Annotated in this window: 18 protein-coding genes and 1 tRNA gene; 8 read left to right on the top strand and 11 right to left on the bottom strand. The window is 41.3% G+C overall.

Annotated elements, in window-relative coordinates:
• Positions 1–20 precede the first annotated feature (20 nt).
• The 5 genes from HMPREF9304_RS09145 to HMPREF9304_RS09125 form a co-directional block, all read right to left on the bottom strand.
• Positions 21–842 (bottom strand): MotA/TolQ/ExbB proton channel family protein, encoded by an 822-nt coding sequence (locus HMPREF9304_RS09145; RefSeq protein ID WP_036928358.1) that lies wholly within the window; start codon positions 840–842, stop codon positions 21–23.
• Positions 843–1,058: 216 nt separating this feature from the next.
• Positions 1,059–2,252, bottom strand: a complete 1,194-nt coding sequence (locus HMPREF9304_RS09140; protein ID WP_036928356.1) for a pyridoxal phosphate-dependent aminotransferase — start codon at positions 2,250–2,252, stop codon at positions 1,059–1,061.
• A gap of 113 nt (positions 2,253–2,365) precedes the next feature.
• On the bottom strand, positions 2,366–3,577 hold the full coding sequence (locus HMPREF9304_RS09135; RefSeq protein ID WP_036928355.1) for a bifunctional 3,4-dihydroxy-2-butanone-4-phosphate synthase/GTP cyclohydrolase II: 1,212 nt from the start codon (positions 3,575–3,577) through the stop codon (positions 2,366–2,368).
• Between the two features lie 22 nt (positions 3,578–3,599).
• Positions 3,600–5,507, bottom strand: a complete 1,908-nt coding sequence (locus tag HMPREF9304_RS09130; protein WP_036928353.1) for an LptF/LptG family permease — start codon at positions 5,505–5,507, stop codon at positions 3,600–3,602.
• A 181-nt stretch (positions 5,508–5,688) separates the two neighbouring features.
• The gene (locus HMPREF9304_RS09125; protein WP_028900946.1) at positions 5,689–6,087 is read right to left on the bottom strand and encodes an START-like domain-containing protein; all 399 of its coding nucleotides are present in this window, start codon (positions 6,085–6,087) and stop codon (positions 5,689–5,691) included.
• A 132-nt stretch (positions 6,088–6,219) separates the two neighbouring features.
• Between HMPREF9304_RS09125 and HMPREF9304_RS09120 the strand changes: the two genes are divergently transcribed.
• Both HMPREF9304_RS09120 and HMPREF9304_RS09110 read left to right on the top strand, forming a co-directional pair.
• Positions 6,220–6,296, top strand: a tRNA-Met gene (locus HMPREF9304_RS09120).
• Positions 6,297–7,383: 1,087 nt separating this feature from the next.
• Positions 7,384–9,531, top strand: coding sequence for a M3 family metallopeptidase (locus HMPREF9304_RS09110; RefSeq protein ID WP_036928349.1), 2,148 nt, complete (start codon positions 7,384–7,386; stop codon positions 9,529–9,531).
• A gap of 166 nt (positions 9,532–9,697) precedes the next feature.
• On the opposite strand, the gene HMPREF9304_RS09105 is transcribed toward HMPREF9304_RS09110, so the two are convergent.
• Genes HMPREF9304_RS09105 through HMPREF9304_RS09090 form a run of 4 tightly spaced genes read right to left on the bottom strand, consistent with a single transcriptional unit; the run spans position 9,698 to position 12,847 of the window.
• The gene (locus HMPREF9304_RS09105) at positions 9,698–10,927 is read right to left on the bottom strand and encodes an acyloxyacyl hydrolase (protein WP_036928348.1); all 1,230 of its coding nucleotides are present in this window, start codon (positions 10,925–10,927) and stop codon (positions 9,698–9,700) included.
• A 60-nt stretch (positions 10,928–10,987) separates the two neighbouring features.
• The gene (rsmD, locus tag HMPREF9304_RS09100) at positions 10,988–11,566 is read right to left on the bottom strand and encodes a 16S rRNA (guanine(966)-N(2))-methyltransferase RsmD (protein WP_036928346.1); all 579 of its coding nucleotides are present in this window, start codon (positions 11,564–11,566) and stop codon (positions 10,988–10,990) included.
• Positions 11,566–12,384: a DUF3822 family protein gene (locus HMPREF9304_RS09095; RefSeq protein ID WP_197061666.1), complete on the bottom strand. Its 819-nt coding sequence runs from the start codon at positions 12,382–12,384 to the stop codon at positions 11,566–11,568. The genes rsmD and HMPREF9304_RS09095 overlap by 1 nt, the downstream gene beginning before the upstream one ends.
• Positions 12,365–12,847: a hypothetical protein gene (locus HMPREF9304_RS09090; RefSeq protein ID WP_036928343.1), complete on the bottom strand. Its 483-nt coding sequence runs from the start codon at positions 12,845–12,847 to the stop codon at positions 12,365–12,367. The genes HMPREF9304_RS09095 and HMPREF9304_RS09090 overlap by 20 nt, the downstream gene beginning before the upstream one ends.
• Positions 12,848–13,033: 186 nt before the next feature.
• Between HMPREF9304_RS09090 and HMPREF9304_RS09085 the strand changes: the two genes are divergently transcribed.
• The 3 genes from HMPREF9304_RS09085 (at position 13,034) to HMPREF9304_RS13815 (ending at position 16,418) form a co-directional block, all read left to right on the top strand.
• Entirely contained in the window at positions 13,034–14,488 is a 1,455-nt protein-coding gene (locus HMPREF9304_RS09085; protein WP_036928341.1) for an ATP-dependent DNA helicase, read from the top strand.
• Between the two features lie 37 nt (positions 14,489–14,525).
• On the top strand, positions 14,526–15,188 hold the full coding sequence (locus HMPREF9304_RS09080; RefSeq protein ID WP_036928339.1) for a SprT-like domain-containing protein: 663 nt from the start codon (positions 14,526–14,528) through the stop codon (positions 15,186–15,188).
• Between the two features lie 657 nt (positions 15,189–15,845).
• Complete coding sequence (locus HMPREF9304_RS13815; protein WP_197061665.1) at positions 15,846–16,418, top strand: WG repeat-containing protein; 573 nt, start codon at positions 15,846–15,848, stop codon at positions 16,416–16,418.
• A gap of 315 nt (positions 16,419–16,733) precedes the next feature.
• Here HMPREF9304_RS13815 and cls read toward each other — a convergent pair whose 3' ends face one another.
• Both cls and dnaG read right to left on the bottom strand, forming a co-directional pair.
• Positions 16,734–18,158: a cardiolipin synthase gene (gene cls, locus HMPREF9304_RS09070; RefSeq protein ID WP_008122877.1), complete on the bottom strand. Its 1,425-nt coding sequence runs from the start codon at positions 18,156–18,158 to the stop codon at positions 16,734–16,736.
• Between the two features lie 145 nt (positions 18,159–18,303).
• Positions 18,304–20,280 carry a DNA primase gene (dnaG, locus tag HMPREF9304_RS09065; protein WP_036928338.1) on the bottom strand — a complete coding sequence of 659 codons (1,977 nt, stop codon included), beginning with the start codon at positions 20,278–20,280 and terminating at the stop codon, positions 18,304–18,306.
• A 561-nt stretch (positions 20,281–20,841) separates the two neighbouring features.
• Here dnaG and HMPREF9304_RS09055 point away from each other — a divergent pair.
• The 3 genes from HMPREF9304_RS09055 (at position 20,842) to HMPREF9304_RS09045 (ending at position 24,653) form a co-directional block, all read left to right on the top strand.
• Positions 20,842–21,711: an electron transfer flavoprotein subunit beta/FixA family protein gene (locus HMPREF9304_RS09055; protein ID WP_036928335.1), complete on the top strand. Its 870-nt coding sequence runs from the start codon at positions 20,842–20,844 to the stop codon at positions 21,709–21,711.
• Between the two features lie 122 nt (positions 21,712–21,833).
• Positions 21,834–22,856, top strand: coding sequence for an electron transfer flavoprotein subunit alpha/FixB family protein (locus HMPREF9304_RS09050; RefSeq protein ID WP_008122873.1), 1,023 nt, complete (start codon positions 21,834–21,836; stop codon positions 22,854–22,856).
• A 69-nt stretch (positions 22,857–22,925) separates the two neighbouring features.
• Complete coding sequence (locus HMPREF9304_RS09045) at positions 22,926–24,653, top strand: acyl-CoA dehydrogenase family protein (protein ID WP_036928333.1); 1,728 nt, start codon at positions 22,926–22,928, stop codon at positions 24,651–24,653.
• Positions 24,654–24,723: the final 70 nt, after the last annotated feature.

The following is a 24,723-nucleotide window of genomic DNA, read 5'->3' as shown; positions in this document are numbered from 1 at the left end:
TTTTAAAGGGTTAGCAAAAATTAAGCTTCTGTATGCTTTTCTTCGAATGTGTGAGCTATTGTATAACCAATCTCGTCCATTGCAAATGTTAACTTATCAATCTTGTTGGTAAAGTAGTTGTAAGAAACAACAGATACCCAAGATGTAGCAATACCAGATGCTGTATTTACCAATGCCTCTGAAATACCAGTAGAAAGCTGCATAGAGTCAGCACCACCACCAGCAGCCAAGGCTGCGAACGAACGAATCATACCAAGCACAGTTCCGAACAAAGCTGTCAGAGTACCTAATGTTACGACAGTTGCAATGATAGGCAAGTTCATCGTCATGGTTGGCATTTCCAATGCTGTTGCCTCATCGTGTGAGTTCTGGATAGTATTGATTTTCTCTTTCAGTTTGATAGAAGAGTTTTCCATCTCTCTGTAAGATTTCAAGTCAGCCAATACTACATTAGCTACTGAACCTTTTTGCTTGTGGCAAAGTTCTTCAGCTTTAGCGATGTCACCGTTTCTAAGAGCTGCTTTTACGTTTTCTGTAAATTTAATAACACTTCCTTTACCAGAGCAAGCACTGATAGCAAGTAAACGCTCAACAGACATTGCGATAACGGTACACAGCAAACCAAAGATAATAGGCACAACCCATCCTCCTTTGTAAACTGTACCCAACATGTTCAATGGGTGTCCTTCACGGTCGCCGTTAGCGAAGTTAGAGGGGTCTCCAAGGATAAAGTTGTAGAAAGCCCATCCTACAATGAAGGCCAAAATGATGATAATAAACGCATGTCTAACGCCCTGAAATCCTTGTGACTTCTTCTGAGGGGCTGCTTTTGTTGTTGCCATAATTTGAAATTTTAATTTTTGGTTATTAATAATTTAAGTTGTTATAGTTCTTTTGTTTTTCTGGAAGTCCATGTAGATTTGAATTTTCTTGTGGACTTTGTTCTTTATCAACAACGCAAAGATATATAAATTATATATAAATTCTTGTTGAATTAAGAAGTTTTAACGAGTATTCTTTTTAAATGATTGCGCTTTTTAATGCAGAGCTTTGTCATTTTATTGTAGCTGCTCAAGCGCATTTTTTATTCTTCGAAAAGCTTCTTGAATATTCTCGTCGCTTGTTGCATAGCTCATTCTCAAGCAGTTGGGCTCTCCGAACGCATCTCCACCAACGGTTGCAACATGCGCTTTTTCTAATAGGTACATCGATAAATCGGTTGAATTTTTGATGTAATAGCCATCTGTAGATTTGCCAAAGAAATAGTTGCATTTCGGGAAGATATAGAAAGCTCCCTTTGGTTCGATGACTTCCAGTCCATGAATATCCTTTGCTAATTTTACAATAAGGTCTCTTCTTCGCTGAAAGGCTTGTCGCATTTCTTCTACGCACGCTTGACTCTGCGTATAAGCAGCGATTGCTGCTCGTTGACTAATGGAACAGGGTCCACTGGTGTATTGACCTTGCAATTTATTACATCCCTTGACAATCCACTCAGGCGCTGCAATATATCCAATCCTCCATCCCGTCATAGCGTAAGCTTTCGAAATTCCATTAACAATGATGGTGCGCTCTTTCATTCCTGGAAATTGCGCAATACTCTCATGTTTTCCCACATAATTAATATGCTCATATATTTCGTCAGCAATCACATACAAATCCTCATGCTTTAGAATTACATGTGCCAAACCTTCGAGTTCCGATTGAGAATAGACACTTCCTGTCGGATTACTGGGAGAGCAAAGGATAATCACCTTCGTCTTAGGAGTGATTGCTGCCTCTAATTGTTCGGGTGAGATTTTAAACTCTTGAGCAAAACCAGTTTTCACAATGGTAGGATTTCCCCCTGCTAATTTGACCATCTGCGGATAGCTTACCCAGTAGGGTGCAGGTATAATTACTTCATCTCCCTCGTCAACAAGTGCCATAAGCGTATTGCATACACTCTGCTTGGCACCGTTGGACACCAATATCTCAGCAACTTCATAGTCCAGTTGATTCTCCCGATGTAACTTGTCTACAATAGCCTTGCGTAAATCTGGGTATCCGGGAACAGGTGAGTATTTCGAATAGTTTTCGTCAATTGCTTCTTTGGCAGCTGTTTTAATATGGTCGGGCGTGTTGAAGTCTGGTTCTCCAACGCTCAGGTTAATCACGTCAATTCCTTGCGCTTTCATCTCACTGCTCTTTTGTGACATTGCGAGCGTTGCGGATGATGCTAAACGGTTGAGACGTTCTGATAGCTTTGCCATATTATTTTGCTTTTTATTGAGTTGATGTATGCAAAAGTAATATTTTTATTCTTTTATCTGAAATAAAAGTGACATTATTTCATTTATTGTTTTACAATTGTAATATTTTCACACTATTTAATGTGCAATGTGTGTCCCATTCTGTCCTGTTTGGTTTTCAAATAGCGTTCATTATATTTATTAGGTGTGGTTTCGATAGGTACAATTTCTGTAATTTCCAGTCCGTAGGCTTCCAATCCTACTCGTTTCACAGGGTTATTTGTCAATAATCGCATCTTTCTTACCCCCAAATGGCGCAGCATCTGTGCACCGCAACCATAGTCACGTTCATCTGGTTTGAATCCTAAGTGGATGTTTGCGTCCACTGTATCGTAACCTTCTTCTTGCAACTTATAGGCTGCCATCTTATTCATAAGGCCAATGCCCCGACCTTCTTGCTGCATGTAGATAACAACACCTTTCCCCTCTTTCTCAACCAGTTCCATCGACTTGTGCAGCTGCTGTCCGCAGTCACAACGCAAACTTCCCAGGATGTCGCCCGTTGCACAAGACGAATGCACGCGAACCAGCACTGGTTCGTCCCGTTCCCACTTGCCTTTCACCAAAGCCATGTGCTCCAAACCGTTGCTTTGTTGCCTGAAAGGTATGAGGTGAAAATGTCCGTATCGGGTGGGCATGTCTACTTCGACGCCCACTTCGATGATTGATTCCTTTTTCAGTCTGTAGGCGATGAGCTCAGCGATGGTGATGATTTTCACTCCCCATTCCGTGGCTAACTTTTGCAATTCGGGCATGCGAGCCATGGAACCATCTTCGTTCATGATTTCCATCAGGGCTCCGGCGGGGTAAAGTCCAGCCAGCCTGCATAGGTCTATGGTTGCTTCGGTATGTCCACTTCGTCTCAGTACACCGTTGTCTTGTGCATAGAGAGGGTTGATATGTCCAGGACGTCCAAAAGTTTGTGGAGTTGATTTCGGGTCTGTCAGTGCTTTAATGGTGGCAGCTCTATCATGTGCCGATACGCCCGTTGTGCATCCTTCCAGTTTGTCAATGGTAACAGTGAATGGGGTGCCCAGCACAGAAGTGTTGTTAACAACTTGTCTCGGCAGGTCTAACTCTTCACAGCGGGAGAGCGTAATGGGCGCACATAGCACGCCTCTGGCATTCTTCAGCATGAAGTTCACCTTCTCTGGAGTAATCATCTCTGCTGCCATAATGAGATCACCTTCGTTTTCTCTATCTTCATCGTCAACAACTATGACGAATTTACCTTCCTTAAAATCTTTGATAGCTTCTTCAATCGTAGCTAATTTGAAGTTTTCCATATCGCGTATATATTATGATTAATTATTTCTTTTGTAACATTCTGTCAATGCTGTCTATCATGCGATTGTTTGTTTGTACTATCTGTTTTAAGTCTCGCATGAGAGTAAGTCTGAATCGCCACATTCTTAGATAGAAGAACAATCCCAATGGTACGATTACTGCTGACAACACATTGAGCCATTGACGGTCAAAGGGACGTGTGTGAGCTTTTGTCATCAATATGGGATAGTTGTTCAGTTCGTTCAGTATATACTTGTCTCGGGTATTGCTCAAATCCTCTATAATGTTCTCCAACAATTCGCTCAAGTGTTCAATCTCATGATCGGGTTCATACTTAAAGAACACCTTTTGCACATTTGGCGCTGTTCGTAGCTTGTGTTGGCTCACATAGTTTTCAATAGCCTGAGTCATCATTTGCAGTTGATTCTTTGCTGCTATATAGTCAGGGTCATGAATAATTACTTCCTTACCAGTGATGTGACGCTTGGTTTTAATTCCGAAGGCTTTCCTTAGCACACTCTTCCATGTATCAATATTCAGTACCATGGAGTCGTTGTTCGCTTTATAAGTAACGAAGGCTGCTAAAGGAATGAGTACCGCAGGTGCCAATCCTTTGCCAAAATTCACAGTCCATATACCACTTCGAGCCATTCGATATCCTGTGTTTTCAAAAATATAATATATGATAAAGACCAATACGGAGATGATGATAGGAAAACCTAATCCTCCTTTTCTGATAATAGCACCCAAGGGAGCACCGATGAAGAAGAAGATGAGACACGTTAGTGCCAACGTAAACTTACCAATCATTTCTATGCGATGTTCTCGCAGCATCTTATCTCCGTCACTGGTAATCATGCTTTGGAAGTTCAGCTCGCTGATTTCAGACTGAATATTACTCAGTGCCATATTCATCACATTTATCTTCTGATCGTTAGAAAGCTTATTATATATGGTGTCGAATACAAATGTTTTCGCTAATCCTGCTCGAACTGCTTTTACGGAGTCCCGCTTATCAATAGAAGGAATGTAGTAAAACATGCGTTGAGTTTCTTTATAGATGCTCCGCCCAACACTGTCGTAAACGCCGTTCAGTGAATCGATACCAGCAACGAGTTGCGTAAGACTTTTCGAGCGTGCATCTCCAGAGAGAGCGGCAACATCCGTCAAATTGAACCCTCCGTCGTAGTCAAGAACAATCTTTTTGCTGGCAAAAGTCTCTCTGCGATAAGGTATGGCAGCACTACCTCCCAATTCTTGCGATTGCATGTTTTCGAACCATTCGCCACTCCAAAGGCTCAACAGCAAATGTTTCTTGTCGGCTGTAGATTGGAGCATGCCAGAATCTGCCAGTATAATGGCTTGGTCCTCATAGCTTCCTGTCATTCTATAAATCATGATGCCGTAGAGCTTGCCTGTTTCTACATCTTTCTTTTGTACGTACAGGTTGCTGTTAGGAATGCCATCGTAAAAGATACCTTCTGGAATTTCCAACTCCGGACTCTTCTGTTTCATAGATAGTATGAGTTGGGCGAGCTTCATATTGGCTTTAGGTCCTATATAATTCTGAAAGTAAAAGGAACTGAAGCTGATAAAGATAGTAAGAAAGATGAGTGGCTGAAATGTTCTGAACATCGAGATGCCCGACGATTTGATGGCAGTCAATTCGCTGTTCTCTCCTAAGTTTCCAAAGGTGATGAGTGAAGATAATAGTACGGCAAGCGGTAAGGCTTGAGGAACAAGGAAGAGTCCCATGTACCAAAAGAATTGTGCCATGATTTCCATGGACAATCCTTTGCCGATTAAATCATCGACGTAACGCCATAGGAATTGCATCATCAGCACAAATTGACAGATGAAAAATGTGCCAGCGAACAATAATCCAAACTGCTTGGCTGTAAATATATCTAATTTCTTAATTCGAAACATGTAGACTTCTCATTTTGTACGAGTGTACATACAAAATGCAAAATTAGCACAAAAAAACAAGAAAAGGCTCTATTTGTAATTTTTTATATTCCGTAATCGCCCTTCATTTTCTTTCGTCTCCCTTGTCTATGAGGTGTTAGAAAGTAAATCTCCATGAGGGCTTGTGCAAGACCTCTTCGCCCTAAAGCCCACTAAATTGATGTAATCTGTCCAGATTATCAGCCCATAAATCTTCCATGGTATCAATGTCGTCAGGCTCCGCAAAGTCGGTAATGAACAAGACATAATTGTCGGAAATGCTACTTTTCTCCATGCGAAGTTCCAAGAAAGCATTGGGATCTTCTTCGTCTGTCCACTTCAAACGGATATAGTGATATTTCACTTTCTTGGCAATAGTCGCCATCCTACTATCATGGCTGCTCTGTAAGTCTCCCCAAATGAAGTGTAGCTTTTTGCCTTCTTCCTGTATCTCATCGGCTATCCAGCGTGACAGCTTGTCGGTATCACTGATGATGCTCCATATTCTGTCTTTTGAATTGGACTGCAGTTCTCTCTCAATTAGGACTTGTTGTTTTGACATTTTTCGTTGCTTTATAGATAAAAAGTTCACTTGGTACAAATATACTAAAATAATTTGGGATAAAATAAAAACTTATTTTTTTTGTGAGATTAAAAAGATTGTATTATCTTTGCAGCCGAATTGAAAAGACATGGCGGGATAGCTCAGCTGGTTAGAGCGCATGATTCATAATCATGAGGTCACCGGTTCAATCCCGGTTCCCGCTACCAAGTCATAAAATTTATCGTCAGAGGTGTTGCAACAATGTTGTGAACACCTTTATTTTTTTTCTACACTCATCTTCTCTTCTTGCCACGGACACTTGGGCTGCTTGCACTCATTTTATTTGTTCTGCTTGAACATTTCCCTATTTTGTACCCATGACGTACTTTTAACCTGCTCAAAACAACTTGCTAATTGTAATGTTCGACAGTTACTTTTTATGGCATAAAAAGGCTCGATGAATTTAAGAAAATGTAAATATAATATCATAAAAAACGCCTTCTCAAAATCTTTGAAATAGAAAATTTTAGTCCTTTGAAAAGGCACTTCAACGGGTGAATTTGACGAAAAATAGTCCTTTTCTGCGTTACTATCATGCTATAAGTGGCTTGATCCATTGACTTAATCGGCTTGAAACAAACAGTTAGTGTGGCAAAGTTAATGTAACAAGCGGCTTATCTCCATGACTTAATACGACTAAGTAATGCTTTTAGTGTCTTTCTTCGTGCGATTTTTAAGTAGGATTTCTATAAGTTTCTGATATTCAGATGTTTGCTTTCCTTGCTCATTTCTCGCGTATTTGGAGGCGATGGACGTTGTCGTGGAAAATATTTGAGTTTTGAAAGGGCATTTGTCCGTATTTTTCGAATTTTTTTTCTTCTGTTTTTTCGTGATAACGTTGATAGTTTTTTCTTATGAAACAATGCTGTCTGGATGTTTCATCATTAGCCTCGTTGTCATGGACTACTTGCTTTGCTGGTGGTCTTTTCTCTCTCAATGATAGGGAGGATATGTAATAGGTGCAAAAATCAGATGATGCGTAAATGGTGTGGGCATCCAAAAAATATGTTAGTATAAGGGCTGAAATGGCAAACCTAATTTCATTGATGAGCCGTTGTATCATGTTTTTGGTGATTACTTTTACAACTTTTCCTGTAAAAAGTACTTAATAGTTTGAAAAATATAAAAAAGAAAGATTTATTTTCGAATATTATACGTATATTTACCATTCATAAGACTTGCAGACGAGTCATGCTATGCTCATGATTTTTCGAGACATTTACAAGCATTTTTTTACAACTAATAATATCAATTATGCATCACCATTTTAAGAAATCAATATTAAGAATTGGAATGTTATGTGCAGCTGTGTGCGTTGGCACGTTGATGAGCTGTAACGACAAGAAAGGAGCCGATTTGGAAAACAACCCATTGATGACTGAGAGCACACTACCTTTTGGTGCTCCAGACTTTAGTAAGATTAAGGCAGAACACTACTTACCTGCCATAAAAGCTGGTATTGAAGAGCAGCGTAAAGCAATTAAAAGCATTGTGGAGAATAAGGACAGTGCCACATTTGAGAACACTATCTTGGCATACGAAAAGAGTGGCGTTCTTTTAGATCGTGTGACGAGTATCTTCTTCGCTTTGACAAGTGCTGACAAAACGCCCGAAATAGAAAAAGCGGAAGACGAAGCAATCCCATTGTTGACAGCTTTTGAAAATGAAGTCTCATTCAACCAGCCCTTCTTTGAGCGCGTTAAATATGTGTACGATCACGAATACAACCAGCTGAAGGGTGAAGATAAAAAGCTTTTAGAAGAAACCTACAAAGGTTTTGTACGTTCGGGAGCTCTCCTGCCAGCAGATAAGAAGAAGCGAATGGAGGAAATCAACAACCGTATCGCAAAACTTCAGCAAGATTTTGGAAATATGTTGCCCAAGTCTACCAATGAGGCAGCAGTCTGGGTAGATAAGAAGGAAGACTTAGCAGGATTGAGTGAAGCCGACATTGCACAGTGCAAAAAAGATGCAGAAAGTCGTGATAAGAAATCTCCTTATTGTATTGTGATCACCAACACTACGCAACAGCCTATCTTGACCAATCTTGAAAATCGCGCATTACGCGAAAAGGTGTATAACGCATCTATCCATCGTGCGGACGGTACGAACGACTTCAACACGCTGCCGTTAGTTGTCGAAATTGCAAAGTTGCGTGCTGAAAAGGCTGAACTAATGGGGTATAAGAATTATGCAGCCTATTCTTTAGACAATACCATGGCGAAGAATACGGCTCAAGTAGATGCGTTCTTAAAACAACTGATTAGTGCTTATAAGCCGAAGGCAGATGAAGAGACGAAAGCGATAGAGGAATATGCGCGCAAGACACAAGGTACCGACTTTCAATTGCAGCCTTACGATAGATTCTTTTACTCTGCTAAGATGAAGAAAGAGAAGTTTAACTTCTCGGAAGATGAGGTGAAACCTTACTTTAACATCGATAGTGTATTAGTAAACGGGGTGTTCTATGCCGCTCACCGCGTCTACGGCATCTCTTTCAAAGAGCGTACAGATTTGCCTACCTATCACAAGGACATGAAGGTTTTTGATGTGCTTGACAAAGATGGAAAGCAACTTGCCCTTTTTTATGTTGACTACTTCCGCCGTCCAACCAAGCGAGGAGGAGCATGGATGAGTTCATTTTCAAAACAGAGTAAATTGAGAAATCAGTTACCTATTATATATAATGTGTGCAATTATGCTAAAGCTCCTGAAGGAAAACCAACCTTGCTTAGCTGGGACGAAGTAACGACAATGTTCCATGAGTTTGGACATGCCTTACATGGAATGTTATCCAACTGTGAGTATAACACGCTGAGTGGCACTGCCGTGACACGTGACTTTGTGGAGATGCCTTCACAGTTTAATGAGTTTTTTGCGGTGGTTCCTGAGGTTTTTGCCAACTATGCAAAACATTATAAAACTCAACAGCCTATGCCAAAAGAGCTGAAAGAGAAGATGCTCAACTCTATTACTTTCCATTCGGCATACGCATTAGGAGAAAACTTAGCCGCAACCTCTTTGGATTTGGCATGGCATCAGTTAGCTTCCAATCAGATTCCAACTGCCGACAAGGCTTTGGCGTTTGAAACAAAGGCTTTAACTGATATAGGTTTGTTGAATCCGCAGATTCCTCCTCGTTATTCAACTTCCTACTTCAATCATGTGTGGGGTGGCGGCTATGCAGCTGGCTACTATAGTTATCTGTGGTCTGAAGTCTTAGCAGCTAATATTGCAGATTACTTTGAGTCGCATGGTGCATTGAAACCAGAAGTAGGTCAAGCTTTCCGTGACAAAGTGTTGAGCAGAGGTAACACTGGCGACTTGATGCAGATGTTTTGTGACTTTACAGGGTTGAAAGCTCCAGACGCAAAAGCATTGCTCAAGGCAAGAGGTTTGTAACCATTAAAGTTGATATGATAAAAATGAGGTGTGTTCCAGAAAAGAATACACCTCATTTTTATTGGTACGATGAATGGCTTAGTCTAACTCTTCTTGTGAATTGCCTTCTTCATAGAAGATTTTGCTTGTAATTGTTTGAGTTCTGTGTAGAGCTACACTTCGAAAATCAATGTTGTCTCTTCTTTTTCTGGAAATGATAGCCAAGTCCGAGCATTAAATGATTAGGTGTTTGGAAGTTGTAAAGACTGTACCCGATGTTTAGAAACAGTCTGTTCGTGATGTTAGTCTTGAGAGCAAGAACTTGATACCATCCATTTAGTTCGCCTTTCGCATAGATAGTATTTCTACCGATACCTGCTTGAATGGTGAAATACGGCATAACAAATTCGGCTCTTCCTGAAAGTCCTAAAGCGATTTGCTTTGTAAATGTTGGTTGCGCCAAGTGTTCAAAATCATTAGCTGGCTGACCAGCCTCAACGATATAATCTTCTATATATAAATTTGCACTGCTGTCATACACCCCATCGAGCGAAATTCCCACATTCAGCCACGGATTTAGATGATATAGAGGTGTGAAAGAGAAGCCTCCCACTTGATATGTTTTGGGAAGAGCAACCGTTTTATCTCCCAGCATCAACCCTTTTTTGCGCCATGCTCCGTACAACATGAAGTCATAGGTGATATGTCTTTGGAAAGTAGGGCGTGGTATGAGGATGGCTGTCTCTTCAGTTGGGCGGTGAATATAATAGGCTAAACTGATTCTACCGCCTGCAATATTTAAGCCACCGTTAGGTATCGTGGTGTTTCCATTCGAGAAGTGACTCAAAGAGAGTCCTGTATTAAGGTCGAATTGTTTAGATAATTGCCATTTCAAATAAAGGTCTGCGTTCAGATAGGCGGTAATTTTTGAGCCAATGACTCGATTTTCAGGATTGTCTGTTTCATGGTAAGGATGCCAGCCAGCCGTGAGACCAAAGTTCCATTCATAGTTTAACGATAAAGCATTTGTCAGTTGTTTAACTTTAGCACCCTGAAAAATAAAAACAGAAAGTGGATTTCCTAATTGCGGATTGAAATTATGATAAGCCACCCCGATACCTTGGTACACACCTTTGTACATCTGTGCTTGCTGACTTGTTGCCGGGGGCTGAAACGCATACTTCAATTGGGTGGTGAAAGCGTGGTTCATGGTTCGCTTTTCTATATTATCCCCTTTCAAAAAGGCGTTGGTGTGAAGTATGGTGGAAGGGACAACGTCTAATTCTATGCGATGAATGACTTTGCTCTTTTCTTGCAAAGTATCTATCTGGTTTGCAGATACATCTACAAAGGAGAACATCAAGACAAAGAGCGCCAAACATTGCTTGGTTTGTGCAGTAAAATGCCAACTCATCATAAGATTAATGTACTTTAAGTAATTGGCAACGGTTATGATACTGGGAGAATGGAGCGGTTGTCATGGTTGAATCTCATGATTATTTTCTTTTCCTTCAATGTTTTGTACGCATTGAAAGATAGAAAAATTGACACTGCCATAATGACGATGTTCTACAAACTCTGGCAAATTGGTAAACTCGTCCTTTTTCCCATGTTCAAAAACAAAGACGCCATTTTCTTTTAACAGTCCATGTTGTAAAACAAGTTTTGGTATTTCTTTAAGCTCAGGCAGTGCATAAGGTGGGTCCGCAAAAATGAAATCGAATGTCTGATGACAGCTCTTGATGAATCGAAAGACGTCGGTTCTAATCAAAACGTCTTGCTGTGTACCCAGTTTCTCCATACATTGCTGAATAAATTTCGCATGGTCACGGTCTGCTTCTACACTCACAACTTGTGCGCAACCACGAGAGAGTAATTCCAAAGAGATGCTGCCAGTACCAGCAAAAAGGTCAAGTGCTGTCTTTCCCTCTAAGTCAATGTACCTATTTAGCACGTTAAAAATACTTTCTTTAGCAAAGTCTGTGGTTGGACGAGCTTTGAAAGTGTGAGGAATCTCAAAGTGTCTTCCTTTATATTTTCCTGTGATGATACGCATTATTTTCCTTTTAGAAATAGGGTGATTAAGTCAAATGAAATCCCTTTAATCATGGTGATTGGTGTACGATTAAATTCTGCAACGGGGTTCACGTAATACACTTTTTGTAGATATCGTCGTAAGGATTCGCTCAATCTTTCACGTTCGGGAATATCTCCAACAAGGTGTAGCTCATCTTTCTCGCTGTCCAACGCTAATATTTTCCATGTATATAAAATGAAATAGATAGAGTCATTGGCATTCGGAACATGGAACGTGTTGGAAAACTTAAATCTGTTTTGCTTGAAGCAAAAGATGTCGACCTTCTTGTCGTGAAAGTATACATAAAGTTTTTGATGCGAACCTGTGAAGCTACGCTTGTGAAGATAACTCCAAACGGGTTGTGAAACGGGAAAAAATCTCACATCATTGAAATGGTCGGTCATGACCATTTTCAAGTCTTTGTTGACGGAGAAGACAGCTACAGCATTGAGATTAGGTAGTACAGCGTGCAACACAGCCTCGTCTTCACGACCTGTAAAAGTGTGTTGGTACATACATTCCATCTCTTCTTGACGAAACTCTTCGGTGGGAACAAGCATCACTGGCGCATCAATCATCACTTGTGCCCGTTGATAACCTCGATTAAGAAGGTCACTCTCAATGAAGGCTTCACGCAAATTAGCTGCCAATGATATTCCACTTTTAATGACGTATGGCTCAAATGCCAACTGACTTTCTTCGGCATTGTCAACGACTGAAAAACTTAGCGATTGTGGACTGATTCTGAAAACCAATCGTGCTTTTGATATAAGTGTGTTATTCCCAGTTTCCTGCATTGTTATTTGGTGTTTGAAGGTCGCCTATCTTTAATCCTGGATAACGTCCAGCAGAAAGTTCATTCTCTATTAGTTCCTGAACAAATGACTTGTTAAGACCTTGTAAAAAGTCAGTATATTTAGCTCTACATTCCATCAGTGGTATTTGTTTCCCTGATGGAGAGAGCTGCATTGATGTTTCCAATTCAAACTTTTGACGATTTGTAAATGGAATAAATTGTAGTGAGTCTGCCAAATATCCGTACTGTATCAGAGAGTCGAATGAAGCGGTATAGCTGCCTGTCTTCGCACGGTACTTTTCTTCTGCCAGTCTTATTTGCACTAAATAGTGCTTTACGCTGGTTTCTCTTTCAGTCTGTTGGTTGCTGAAAGCAATAGGACTGTAAATGCTCAAGACACAGATAAGAGCAAGGACTCCTACACAGCAGGTCAGTATATAATTATGCTTAATTTTGACTTTCATAGGTCAGCCTTTTATTGTATCTTTGCAGAAGCTGCGATGTCTCTCGATTCAAACAGCGTGAGTTGTAAGTTACATTGCCTGCATCTTTTTTACATCACATGTGGTGTTCATCCTTGCAAAAGTACAAAATACTTTCCAATAAAGAGATAAATCGGTTAAATTCTCATATTTTCACTGTTCGAAATCATGCTTATAGACGAACTCATTTTCCAGATAATCCAACAATTTGAACTTCAGCCCACCACTGAACAAACACATGTTTTAACGCAATTTGCTCATTTTATGATGGATGAAGACCCACGTGTGGTAATGATTTTTTGTGGAAGTGCTGGTACTGGAAAGACTTCTTTAGCAAGTGCTATCGCTCGAACCATGGTGAAATTAGAGCAAAGAGTAATGCTGTTGGCTCCTACTGGGCGTGCTGCCAAAGTATTCTCTGTTCATAGTGGTCAACCTGCTTATACCATTCATCGGCAAATCTACAGACAAAAATCTTTCGACAGTGATGGTGGTGTGTTCAATCTCAATTTTAATCGGTACTGTGATACGTTGTTTATGGTAGACGAAAGTTCGATGATTGCTAACCAAGGTCAAATGGAATCCTCGTTTGGAAGTGGTTGTTTGCTCGATGATTTGGTGCAATTCGTGTACAGCGGACGCAATTGTCGAATGATTTTAATGGGAGATGCTGCCCAATTACCACCCATTGGGGAAGAACAATCGCCTGCGCTATCGTCCGATTTTATGGAAGGATATGGACTAAAAGTGTACGAGTGCCGTTTAGATAATGTGCTCCGTCAAAGCGAAGAAAGTGGGATATTGTACAACGCTACGCTTATTAGAGCCCATATCATGCGAGATGAATTAACACAATTACCCCAAATTCATTTCAATACGTTTGCTGATATTGTGGTTGTTCCCGGCAACGAGCTCATCGAAACGCTCAACTCAAGTTATTCGGAAGTAGGCGTTGACGAGACCATGGTTATTACACGAAGTAACAAGCGGGCGCACATTTACAATCAAGGAATACGCCAAACCATCTTGGGGAGTGAGGAAGAATTGTCAACAGGCGACATGTTGATGATTGTGCGTAATAACTATCATTGGGTGAAGCTACCAACAAACAATGAAGAACAGGACACGACAAGCATGACCTTTTTGGCTAATGGAGACCGTGCCATGGTGCAACGAGTGCGTAATATTCGTGAGTTGTATGGCTTCCGATTTGCAGATGTGTGGTTACAGTTTCCTGATTATAATGACTATGAACTTGAGGCAACCATTATCTTGGATAGCTTGCATACGGAAGCCCCTGCTTTGTCACGTGAACAAAACGAACGTTTGTTTAATGAAGTGCTGGCAGACTATGCGGATATTCCTCGAAAACAAGACCGTGTCAAGAAGCTTCGTGAAGATATTTTTCTTAATGCCGTTCAAGTTAAGTACGCTTATGCCATTACCTGCCATAAAGCACAAGGCGGACAATGGGCTCATGTTTACGTGGATCAAGGATATATGACGGATGAGATGTTGTCGCCAGATTATTTGCATTGGCTGTACACTGCCTTTACACGAGCTACAGAAAAGTTGTACTTGGTGAATTGGCCAAAGTCTCAAACCTTTGAAAACAACGTTTAATAGATATGTTGATGTTTTTTATAAATTGTAGGTAACAATGGTAGATGAGCTTTGGTTAGAGAAATGGTTTCACATCTTCAATCATTCTTATTTTGAAGATATATTACCGCTACCACGTTTGCAGGTGTCTTCATCTCGAACGCAGTTGGGGAGTATGTCGTGTAAGCGAAAGCTCACTTGGCGTGGCATCACGACCTGTGATTACGTGATTAGAATCAGCAACTATTACGACCAAACAGAACGACAATATCAGAATGTGCTTCTGCACGAGATGATACATTATTATATCTCCTACAAAGGAATTTGCGATACGTCACCCCATGGCAAGGTTTTCTGTCAGATAATGCACAAACTGAATCAGACATATGGGTGGGAGATACACGTGAGTTCTAAACGTAAAGCAATGATTTCTGCTACCAAAACAAACAAGAAACGGTCGTATCTAATACTCTTTACGGAGGTAGACAGTCGTGGTTGTTACTTATCTGTAGTGCATCCTCATTATTTTGGGACACTTGTTCAAAGTCTAAGTCGAATACCTGCGGTCAAGAAATATTGTTGGTACACATCGTCCGATTCGTATTTCTCTGACTTTCCCGCTGTAAGAACGTTGAGAGGACGGAAAATATCACGAGCTGAATGGGAAAAAATAGAAGGAAAGTTAAAGCCGCTTGACATCCATTCATGCCACGCAGGGTAGGGCTGTCCCAGTTTTTCATGCCAGTTTGTGCTTATTGCTGGTTTCTTTACAATAAAATTACAAAAGAAACAACTCATTTAACCAACTTTTACGAGTACTTATTTTATTGATTTTAATATGGTTAGACGATGAATCTGATATATCATAAAACGTGAGTTTCAACAGCCAACTTCCATACAATCATGGTCGTTTTTTAAGAAAAGAACAGCTTTCACCGTGTCATTAGTACGCTGCAACATAACAGTATTTATAAAAAGAACCATGATTTCATAAATGAAAGAGCTGCGACATATCTTGATTTAAAGATTCATATAGCTTTTGTCAGAATAGATATAATTTGTATTTTTGTATTTGGAATAAACCAAATAACCATTTACCAGCATTAATATAAATACTCTTAAAGATAGTACAAGGTCGGAAAGGATTTCTTTATTGTGGCGCTTGCGAATGGAGAAAAGGAGCATGTGAGTAGGTGAACAAATAGACCTTTATGATGGGACAACGGTTGAGAGCCATGACTATAGCAATAGATGTAATGAGATATATTTTGTGGAAATAAAGTAAAATGTATAGAATATGAATAACTTAAAGCTTTTGATACTCGCTCTGTCATGCAGTTTAGTATTGTCTTGTTCGTCAACGAAAGACGTAAAAGACATGTATTTAGTTTTAAAGGTTGATACGACCGCAAGATATGAGCAATATGCATACGTTAATCAGGATGGGCAAACCGTTGTGCCTTATAATCGATACTTGCTGTGTTATACCGACACAATCCGTACTATTGGCTTTGTTTTTAAACCGAATGTCGGCTGTGTAGCTATCAACAATAAGGGCAAAGAATTATTCAATGTATTTATGGCTAATAATGGGAATGACTACCCAAAGGATGGACTCTTTAGAATCTTAGATAAGAGTGGTACGAAGATGGGCGTTGCCAATATGAAAGGACAGGTTATTGTCAAACCGAAGTATGATGCTATCTTCCCATACTATGAGGGATTGGCTGCTGTGGCAGTAGGCTGCAAGACAGTGAGACCACAAGACGACCCAGAGCACGAGTATGTTGTTGGTGGTAAGTGGGGATTTATTGATAAGCAGGGAAACGAGGTTATTCCTTTGGAGTATGATAGTATCGCCAACTATCGTCGATTTAAGAATGGTAAAGCCCTAGTCTTAAAGGGTGAAAAGTTTTTTCAGATAGACTCTAAAGGCAGAACTTTAAAATAGATGAAGTGAGCCATACACCTTTTTTAAGCAACATTTTTTATCTAAATCTTATCCTATTCATGATAGAGTGGGATGTATTATCATGCACAAGACTCTAACAAGGAACATTACGGTTAACTTGTTAAAATAGGTTGGGGTTTATCTCGAACTGAAGTAGGTGATATACAAGAAGAGAAGATGTAAATGGGTCAATATCATTAAACTATCAGCTATAAACGTCAGATAGCCTTTCATTGATATAAAAACAAAACGGATAGACTGAACCGTCTAAAAGAAAAAATTAGACGATGAGGCTACCTCATGAAGCCCTTTGCTTTATAGTAGTGGTGACAACAAGCGTACTATCGATTCCCACAGGCGGTTGATGAAGGGACGATGGGTAAGGTCACTCAGCTTTTCTATCAGTACGCAAGCCTCCTGATCCTTGAAAAAGACCTCCTTCATGCGTAAAGCTAATGACTGATCATAAAAGAAAATATTTGCTTCAAGATTGTTTTCGAAACTACGAAAATCGATGTTTGTCGACCCACAAGTACACAAATTGTCATCTGCCACTAACAACTTGGAGTGGTTGAAGCCTTCGGTGTACAGGTACACTTTTACTCCTGCTTCTATCATAGTGGAAATATACGACCTACTCGCCCATTCCACAATCTTTACATCACTGTGCTTGGGAAGCATGAGCCGGACGTCAACACCAGCCACAGCTGCTGTCCTTAGGGCAAAAAGCACTGGCTCCGTGGGCAAGAAATAAGGCGTTTCCATATACACGTAGTGTTGGGCTTGTAGCAAAATGCGTACATAACCTTGCATAATTTCGGGCCAAGGAGAGATAGGACTGCTGGTAACTACTTGTGCGATACAGTTGTTGGAGATAGACGTGTCTAATGGGGGATAATACTTCTGACTACTTATAAGGGTGCGATTAACAAAATACCAGTCTACCAAGAAAGCCCGCTGAATGCCATAAACAGCACCTCCTCGAATACGAAGATGGGTGTCTCGCCAAGGTTGAGATTTACTGCCACGCACATATCGCATCGCAATGTTCATTCCTCCAATAAATCCTATCTTACCGTCAATCACCGCTAACTTACGGTGGTTGCGATAGTTTACCTTCCCAGTGAAAGCAGGAAAGTGAACAGGCATAAACGAACGAACGTCAACTCCACCAGCCCGAAGGCGTTCAAAATATCGTGACGGTACTTTCCAGCAGCCCACATAGTCATAAATCATGCGCACTTCCACGCCCTCTGCGGCTTTGTCTATCAGTGCATCTGCAATGAGATTTGCCAATGCATCGTCTTCAATGATATAGGATTCGATGTGGATATGGTCTTTTGCCTGCCCAATGGCTTTAAGCAAAGCCAAGAAAAAGTCGGCTCCTTCGACAAAGATATCCACCTCATTGTCTTTGAAAGGGAGGGCTGTGTTCTGATTTGTGAAGAGCTGTATCAGTGGTTGGTAGTGTGTAGGAAGTTTCAAATCTTTCTGAACAACAAACTCCAACATCGAACGTTTGGTTAGTTCATCCATGCTGCGCTGGCTCATGGAGCGTTCTTTGCGTGTGTTTTGACCAAAGAAGAAATATAAAATAATGCCAACAATGGGGACAAATATCAAGACTAACAACCATGCCATTGTTTTGGATGGTTGTCTATTGTCTAATAAAATCGTGATGATAGTTCCCAACACGATGACAATATAAATGGCAAGGATAATCCAATGAACGTAAATCATGATTTGTTCATTTGAAGATAAAATAGATTGATAGGTCTTAAGTTCATTATTTTAGTGATATTTCTAAATTGGCATTGGAGTATTTATCCTTTTGCCCAAATTGAAAGATGCCCCACAACAAGGTTGCTTATAATACATACGTCGCTTACACAATGATGTGACTACCTAATTTCTTTGCCAGCGCATTACGAATTTGTTGCATATCCTTGTATTCTGCTACTAATTCTTGTAGTCGTTCCGGGTCATTAGAGACCTGTCCAATCTGTTGCATCAAATCTTTCAAGTGCTGCTCCACATAATCCATGCGGAAGTCCATTAGCAGATGTATCGTATGGTTGCGTAGTGCCTCTTGGGCTTCTGTTGCCAACTGTGCCTCGTCCATGTACTTCATATCAGATGTGGGTTTCTCCTCTGCTATCAGCTGATAGCGATCCGTACTCATCTCCGTAGCCAGTTTGCTGATTTCAATATCTTCATGATGAATGAAATACGACTCGGCAACAAAACCCTCCTCACCGCTATGTTCTACAGCTTCGGTCAATATTCGATTTGAAATTTCATGGTCAAAATGCAAATTATCTTCCCGCAGGGAGTAGTCAATGAATTGGGCAACCGTTAGGTCGAAGAGTTGATGATTCTCATCTTCAACTTGCTCCAAAACCAATTGCTCGCCTTTTCTGATGATGAGTTGTACCAACATTTTTTCCACTTGTGACGCTTGCTCCATGGGTTGAGCCGTTGGTAGTTGAGGCGTTGGTTTGGAAGTATTGAGTGCTTCTATTTGTCGCCTTTCCTCTTTGGACATTTCTTCCCTGTAATTTCTGATGTATCGGTTCATGGTATTAATCAGCGTCTCTTCTTTCATACCAATGCGTCTGGCACAGTCTTGCGCATAGGTATCTCTTAAAACCTGATTGGGAACCACTGCAATGCTTTTTATAATAGAGTTGATTCCTTCCGATCGCTTGTAGGGGTCGGTCTCATTTTTCACCAATAAATCGGTCTTAAACTGTATAAAGTCTGTTTGGTGTTGTTCGATATAAGTCTTCAAGTCTTCTGCTGTATGTTTCCGTGCAAAGCCATCAGGGTCTTCTCCGTCGGGCAGCAACAGTATTTTGATGTTCATTCCTTCGCTTAGCAGCATGTCCATTCCTCGAAAGGCGGCATGGATTCCTGCGGCATCACCATCGTAGAGCAGGGTGATGTTCGATGTGAAGCGATGCAAAATGTGTATTTGATGCAGGCTGAGTGCTGTTCCTGAGTTGGCTACCACGTTCTCAATGCCGCATTGGTGCATGGAGATAACATCGGTATATCCCTCTACCATGTACACCCAATCTTCTTTGGCAATGGCTTTTTTGGCTTGATAGATTCCGTACAGTTCACGGTCTTTCTGGTAAATCTCTGAAGCTGGAGAGTTGACATATTTCTGGTTCACCCCTTTGGTGCGTGCATCAAGTACACGACCGCCAAAACCTACCACTTTTCCATTGAGCCCTATCCAAGGAAAGATAACCCGACCAGCGTACCTGTCGATAAGGTCACCACGGTCGTTTTGGTAACAAATTCCAGTCTTTATCAAGAATTCCTTTTGATATCCCTTGCCAAGAGCATTTTGCGCCAAAGCAAGTCGGTTGGGTAGGTCGTAACCCAACTGAAACTTTTGAATGATGTCGTCTCTGAAACCACGATTTCTAAAATATTGCATTCCGATGGCTTGACCGTCAGGATGATGATGCAACAAGTCACTGAAATAGCTGGCAGCCCATTCGTTGACAATGAACATGGATTCGCGTTCGCTTTGTTCTCGACGCTCTTCATCGCTCATTTCACGTTCTTGTATCTCGATATGATATTTGCGAGCTAACCACCGCAAGGCTTCGGGGTAGGTCATCTGTTCGTGTTCCATGATGAAACTAACAGAATTTCCTCCTTTTCCACAACCAAAACAGTGACAGGTGCCACGAGCTGGCGATACGAAAAACGAAGGTGTCTTTTCGTTATGGAATGGGCATAAACCTTTGTAGTTGGCTCCACTCTTGCGGAGAGTGACAAATTCGCCAACAACATCTACAATATTTGCAGCATCCTTAATTCGTTCAACCGTAACTCTGTCTATCATATCTTTAATAAAGTGTCGCTTTCAAATAATTCCTTAGGTTCTTTAGAGACGGAATCGTGTCTAAATTTGATGCAAAAACGCTGCTGCAAATCTTTGGTATGTTTGCTGTGCTTGTTGCGTTAATGCCTATTTACTGCAAAGATATATATAAAAAAGTAATAAAGGAAAAAATGCGTGATAAAACATTTCTCGTTTGCTCTTTTCGTGGGATAGTGGTAAAAATGGTTTTGATGGAATGCGCTTGGTGACAGTAACATATTGTTTGTGGGTATGCCATTGGGCAAGGAACTCATATCATTAGGACACCAAAACAGACTGTTTTGATGAGGAAAACAGTCTGTTTTCCACTACAAAATAGGCTGTTTTGGTGTGTTGTAGGAATGAGTTAATGCGACAATCTTTTTGGTTTGTCTTTGTGGAGAAATGCGCATTTCTTTCTTATTTGTGCAATTAAATAATCATTTATTTTGCGGACACTTAAAAAGTTCGTATTTTTGTGACGAGCTATTACCTTTACGGGGGTGTATTTATCAATAAAATTTATCACATAAAATAAAATCTATGAAGTTGAAAATTGTCGTACTTGCCAAGCAAGTACCAGACACAAGAAACGTGGGAAAGGATGCTATGACAGAGGCAGGAACAGTGAATCGTGCCGCTCTACCAGCTATTTTTAACCCCGAAGATCTGAATGCCTTGGAGCAGGCACTGCGCCTAAAAGAACAAAATCCAGGCTCTACGGTGGGTGTGCTGACGATGGGACCTCCTCGAGCAGGTGAAATTATACGTCAGGGGTTGTACCGTGGTGCAGATACGGGATGGTTGTTGACCGACCGTTTGTTTGCGGGTGCTGACACATTAGCCACTTCTTATGCGCTTGCCACTGCAATTAAGAAAATAGGTGATGTAGACTTAGTGATAGGAGGTCGACAAGCGATTGATGGCGACACGGCACAAGTAGGGCCGCAGGTGGCACAAAAGTTAGGGCTTCATCAGGTTACTTACGCAGAAGAAATCATAAAAGTGGAGAACGGAGTGGCTACCATTCGACGCCAAATAGATGGTGGGGTAGAAACGGTTGAGGCTCCTTTACCAGTCGTAGTGACGGTGAATGGCAGTGCAGCTCCTTGTCGTCCTTGTCATGCAAAACTGGTGATGAAGTACAAATATGCCACTTGTCCGTTAGAGCGTAAAGGCGATGAAGCTTGGAGTGCACTGTATGAAAAGCGTCCCTATTTAACGCTTACCCAATGGTCTGTGGCAGATGTGGACGGTGACCCAGCACAATGCGGTCTCTCTGGTTCGCCTACGAAGGTGAAGGCAGTACAAAATATTGTGTTTCAGGCAAAGGAGAGCAAGACGCTTACGGCAGCAGATAAGGATGTAGAAGCGTTGATGAAAGAGTTGATTGACGAAAAGATTATTGGGTAAGTTCTTAGTTTGTCAGTTTTTTAGTTTTTAAGTTGAAAAACAAAATTGCCTCTTGCTAAGGTTTTTTGTACTTAGAGAACTTAAAAACTCATAAACTCAAAAACTTATAAACTTAAATGTATATGAACAACGTATTTGTATATTGTGAGATAGAAGGTACAACTGTTGCCGAGGTATCTCAAGAATTGCTCACCAAAGGGCGCAAGCTGGCTACCCAATTAGGTGTAGAGTTGCATGCCATGGCGATAGGTACTGGAATTAAAGGTAATGTAGAATCGCAAATTTTGCCTTACGGTGTCGATAAATTATTTGTGTTTGAGGGCGAAGGATTATCACCTTATACCTCAGCACCTCATACCGATATCATGGTAAAACTGTTTGAAGACGAGCAGCCACAGATTTGTTTAATGGGCGCTACCGTGATAGGTCGAGACCTTGGACCACGCGTATCCTCCTCGTTGACCAGTGGACTGACAGCCGACTGTACAGAACTTGAGATTGGTGATTACGAAGACCGCAAAGCCAAACGAGTATATAAAAACTTGCTGTATCAAATTCGCCCCGCCTTTGGAGGAAACATCGTAGCAACGATTGTCAATCCAGATCATCGGCCACAAATGGCTACTGTTCGTTCGGGGGTGATGCAAAAAGCACTCTATGATGGTAAGGCGAGGGGTGAAGTGGTTTACCCCGTGGTGACAGAATATGTGTCTCCTGCCGCTTATGCCGTACAAGTGATTGAGCGACATGTCGAAGAACCGAAGCATAACCTCAAGGGCGCTCCCATCGTAGTAGCAGGAGGTTATGGCGTAGGAAGCAAAGAGGGATTCAATCTCTTGTTTGAATTGGCAGACGTGTTGCATGCCGAGGTAGGAGCGAGTCGTGCTGCCGTGGATGCTGGCTGGATTGATACAGACAGACAGGTGGGACAAACTGGTGTTACGGTGCATCCCAAAGTTTATATTGCTTGTGGCATCTCAGGGCAAATTCAGCATATCTCGGGTATGCAAGATGCAGGAATCATTATCTCTATCAACACCGATCCAGACGCGCCTATCAATAAGATAGCCGACTATGTGATAACGGGTTCGGTAGAGGAAGTGGTACCCAAGATGATGAAATATTATAAAGAAAACAGCAAATAATTAAGAATAGCCTCTCCCCTTACCCCTCCCTTTTGGGGAGGGGTAAGGGGAGAGACTGATTATCAAACTATGTCAAATTACTATACCGACCATCCGGAGATAGCGTTTCATTTAGAACATCCGTTGATGAAGCGCATCGTTGAGCTCAAAGAGCGCAACTATGAAGATCAAGAGCATTTTGAGGATGCTCCAGTAAATTATGAAGATGCCATCGAGAACTACAAACGCATCTTAGAAATCACAGGCGATGTGGCTGCTAATATCATAGAACCCAACTCGGAAGCGGTCGACTTGGAAGGACCACACTTGGAGAATGGGCGCATGAAGTATGCCAGTAAGACGATAGAAAATATAAAAGCTACTCGTCAGGCAGGATTGTGGGGTTTGTCAATGCCACGTAGATATGGCGGATTGAACTTGCCTAATGTCACCTTTTCAATGTTGTCGGAGATGATAGCCGCAGCCGATGGCGGATTTCAAAATATATGGTCATTACAATCGTGCATTGATACCTTATATGAGTTTGGAACAGATGAACAAAGAGAACGATTCATTCCTCGTGTCTGTGAGGGCGCAACCATGTCAATGGACTTAACAGAACCCGATGCTGGTTCGGATCTTCAGCGGGTGATGTTGAAAGCAACGTTCGATGAGAAGAATGATTGTTGGAGGCTCAATGGTGTAAAACGTTTTATTACCAATGGCGACTCGGATATTCATCTGGTGTTGGCACGCTCGGAAGAGGGAACAAAAGACGGTCGTGGCTTGTCAATGTTCATCTATGATAAGCGAGACGGAGGCGTTGATGTGCGCCATATTGAAAACAAATTGGGAATACATGGCTCGCCAACTTGCGAGTTGGTGTACAAGAATGCCAAAGCCGAACTTTGTGGTTCTACAAGGTTAGGACTTATCAAGTACGTCATGGCGTTGATGAATGGTGCTCGTTTGGGCATTGCGGCGCAGTCTGTAGGTGTGGCGCAAGAAGCATATAACGAAGCTGTGGCATACGCCAAGGAGCGTCAGCAGTTTGGGCAGCCCATTATAGAGTTCCCTGCTGTGTATGATATGCTATCGCGCATGAAAGCCAAACTGGATGCTGGTAGGTCTTTGTTGTATCAAACGGCAAGGTATGTTGATATTTATAAAGCACTTGAGGATATTCAGCGAGATCGGAAACTCACACCCGAAGAGCGTGCAGAGATGAAGAAATACACACGTCTGGCAGATGCCTTTACACCTTTAGCTAAGGGAATGAACTCAGAATATGCAAATCAGAATGCTTATGATGCCATTAGTGTACACGGCGGTTCGGGCTTTATAATGGAATACAAGTGCCAACGTTTGTATCGTGATGCACGCATCTTCTCTATCTATGAAGGTACAACGCAAATGCAAGTAGTGGCTGCCATTCGTTATATTATGAACGGTACCTATCTCAATATTATGCGAGAAATGATAGAACAGCCAGTGAGTGAGGCCTTGACTCCTTTGCGTCAAAGAGTTGAAGTGATGCTCAGTCAGTACGAAGAGTCTATTGCTTTTGTGAAAGATGCCAACTGTCAAGAGACACAAGACTTCTTAGCACGCAGACTTTACAATATGACTGCCAATCTTGTGATGTCGCTGCTGATACTCGATGATGCCACAAAAGCAGAGAACTTGTTTGCTAAGAGTGCTCATGTGTTCGTGCGTCATGCCGAAGAAGAAAATGCAGGACACAGTCTCTTTATTAAGAACTTCACTCCGAGTGCGCTCTCTTATTATCGTACCAATGAGAAAGAAGTAACAGAATAATAATGTCTACTTATCAAAAAAGGCTGCACATCTTTACATGTTGCAGCCTTTTTTGATAAGTAGGATAAAT

The sequence above is a fragment of the Hoylesella timonensis S9-PR14 genome (genome assembly GCF_000762405.1).
Classification (GTDB): domain Bacteria; phylum Bacteroidota; class Bacteroidia; order Bacteroidales; family Bacteroidaceae; genus Prevotella; species Prevotella timonensis_A.
The sequence above is the reverse complement of the archived record's forward strand: the minus strand, read 5'-3'. Positions and strand labels throughout refer to the sequence as shown.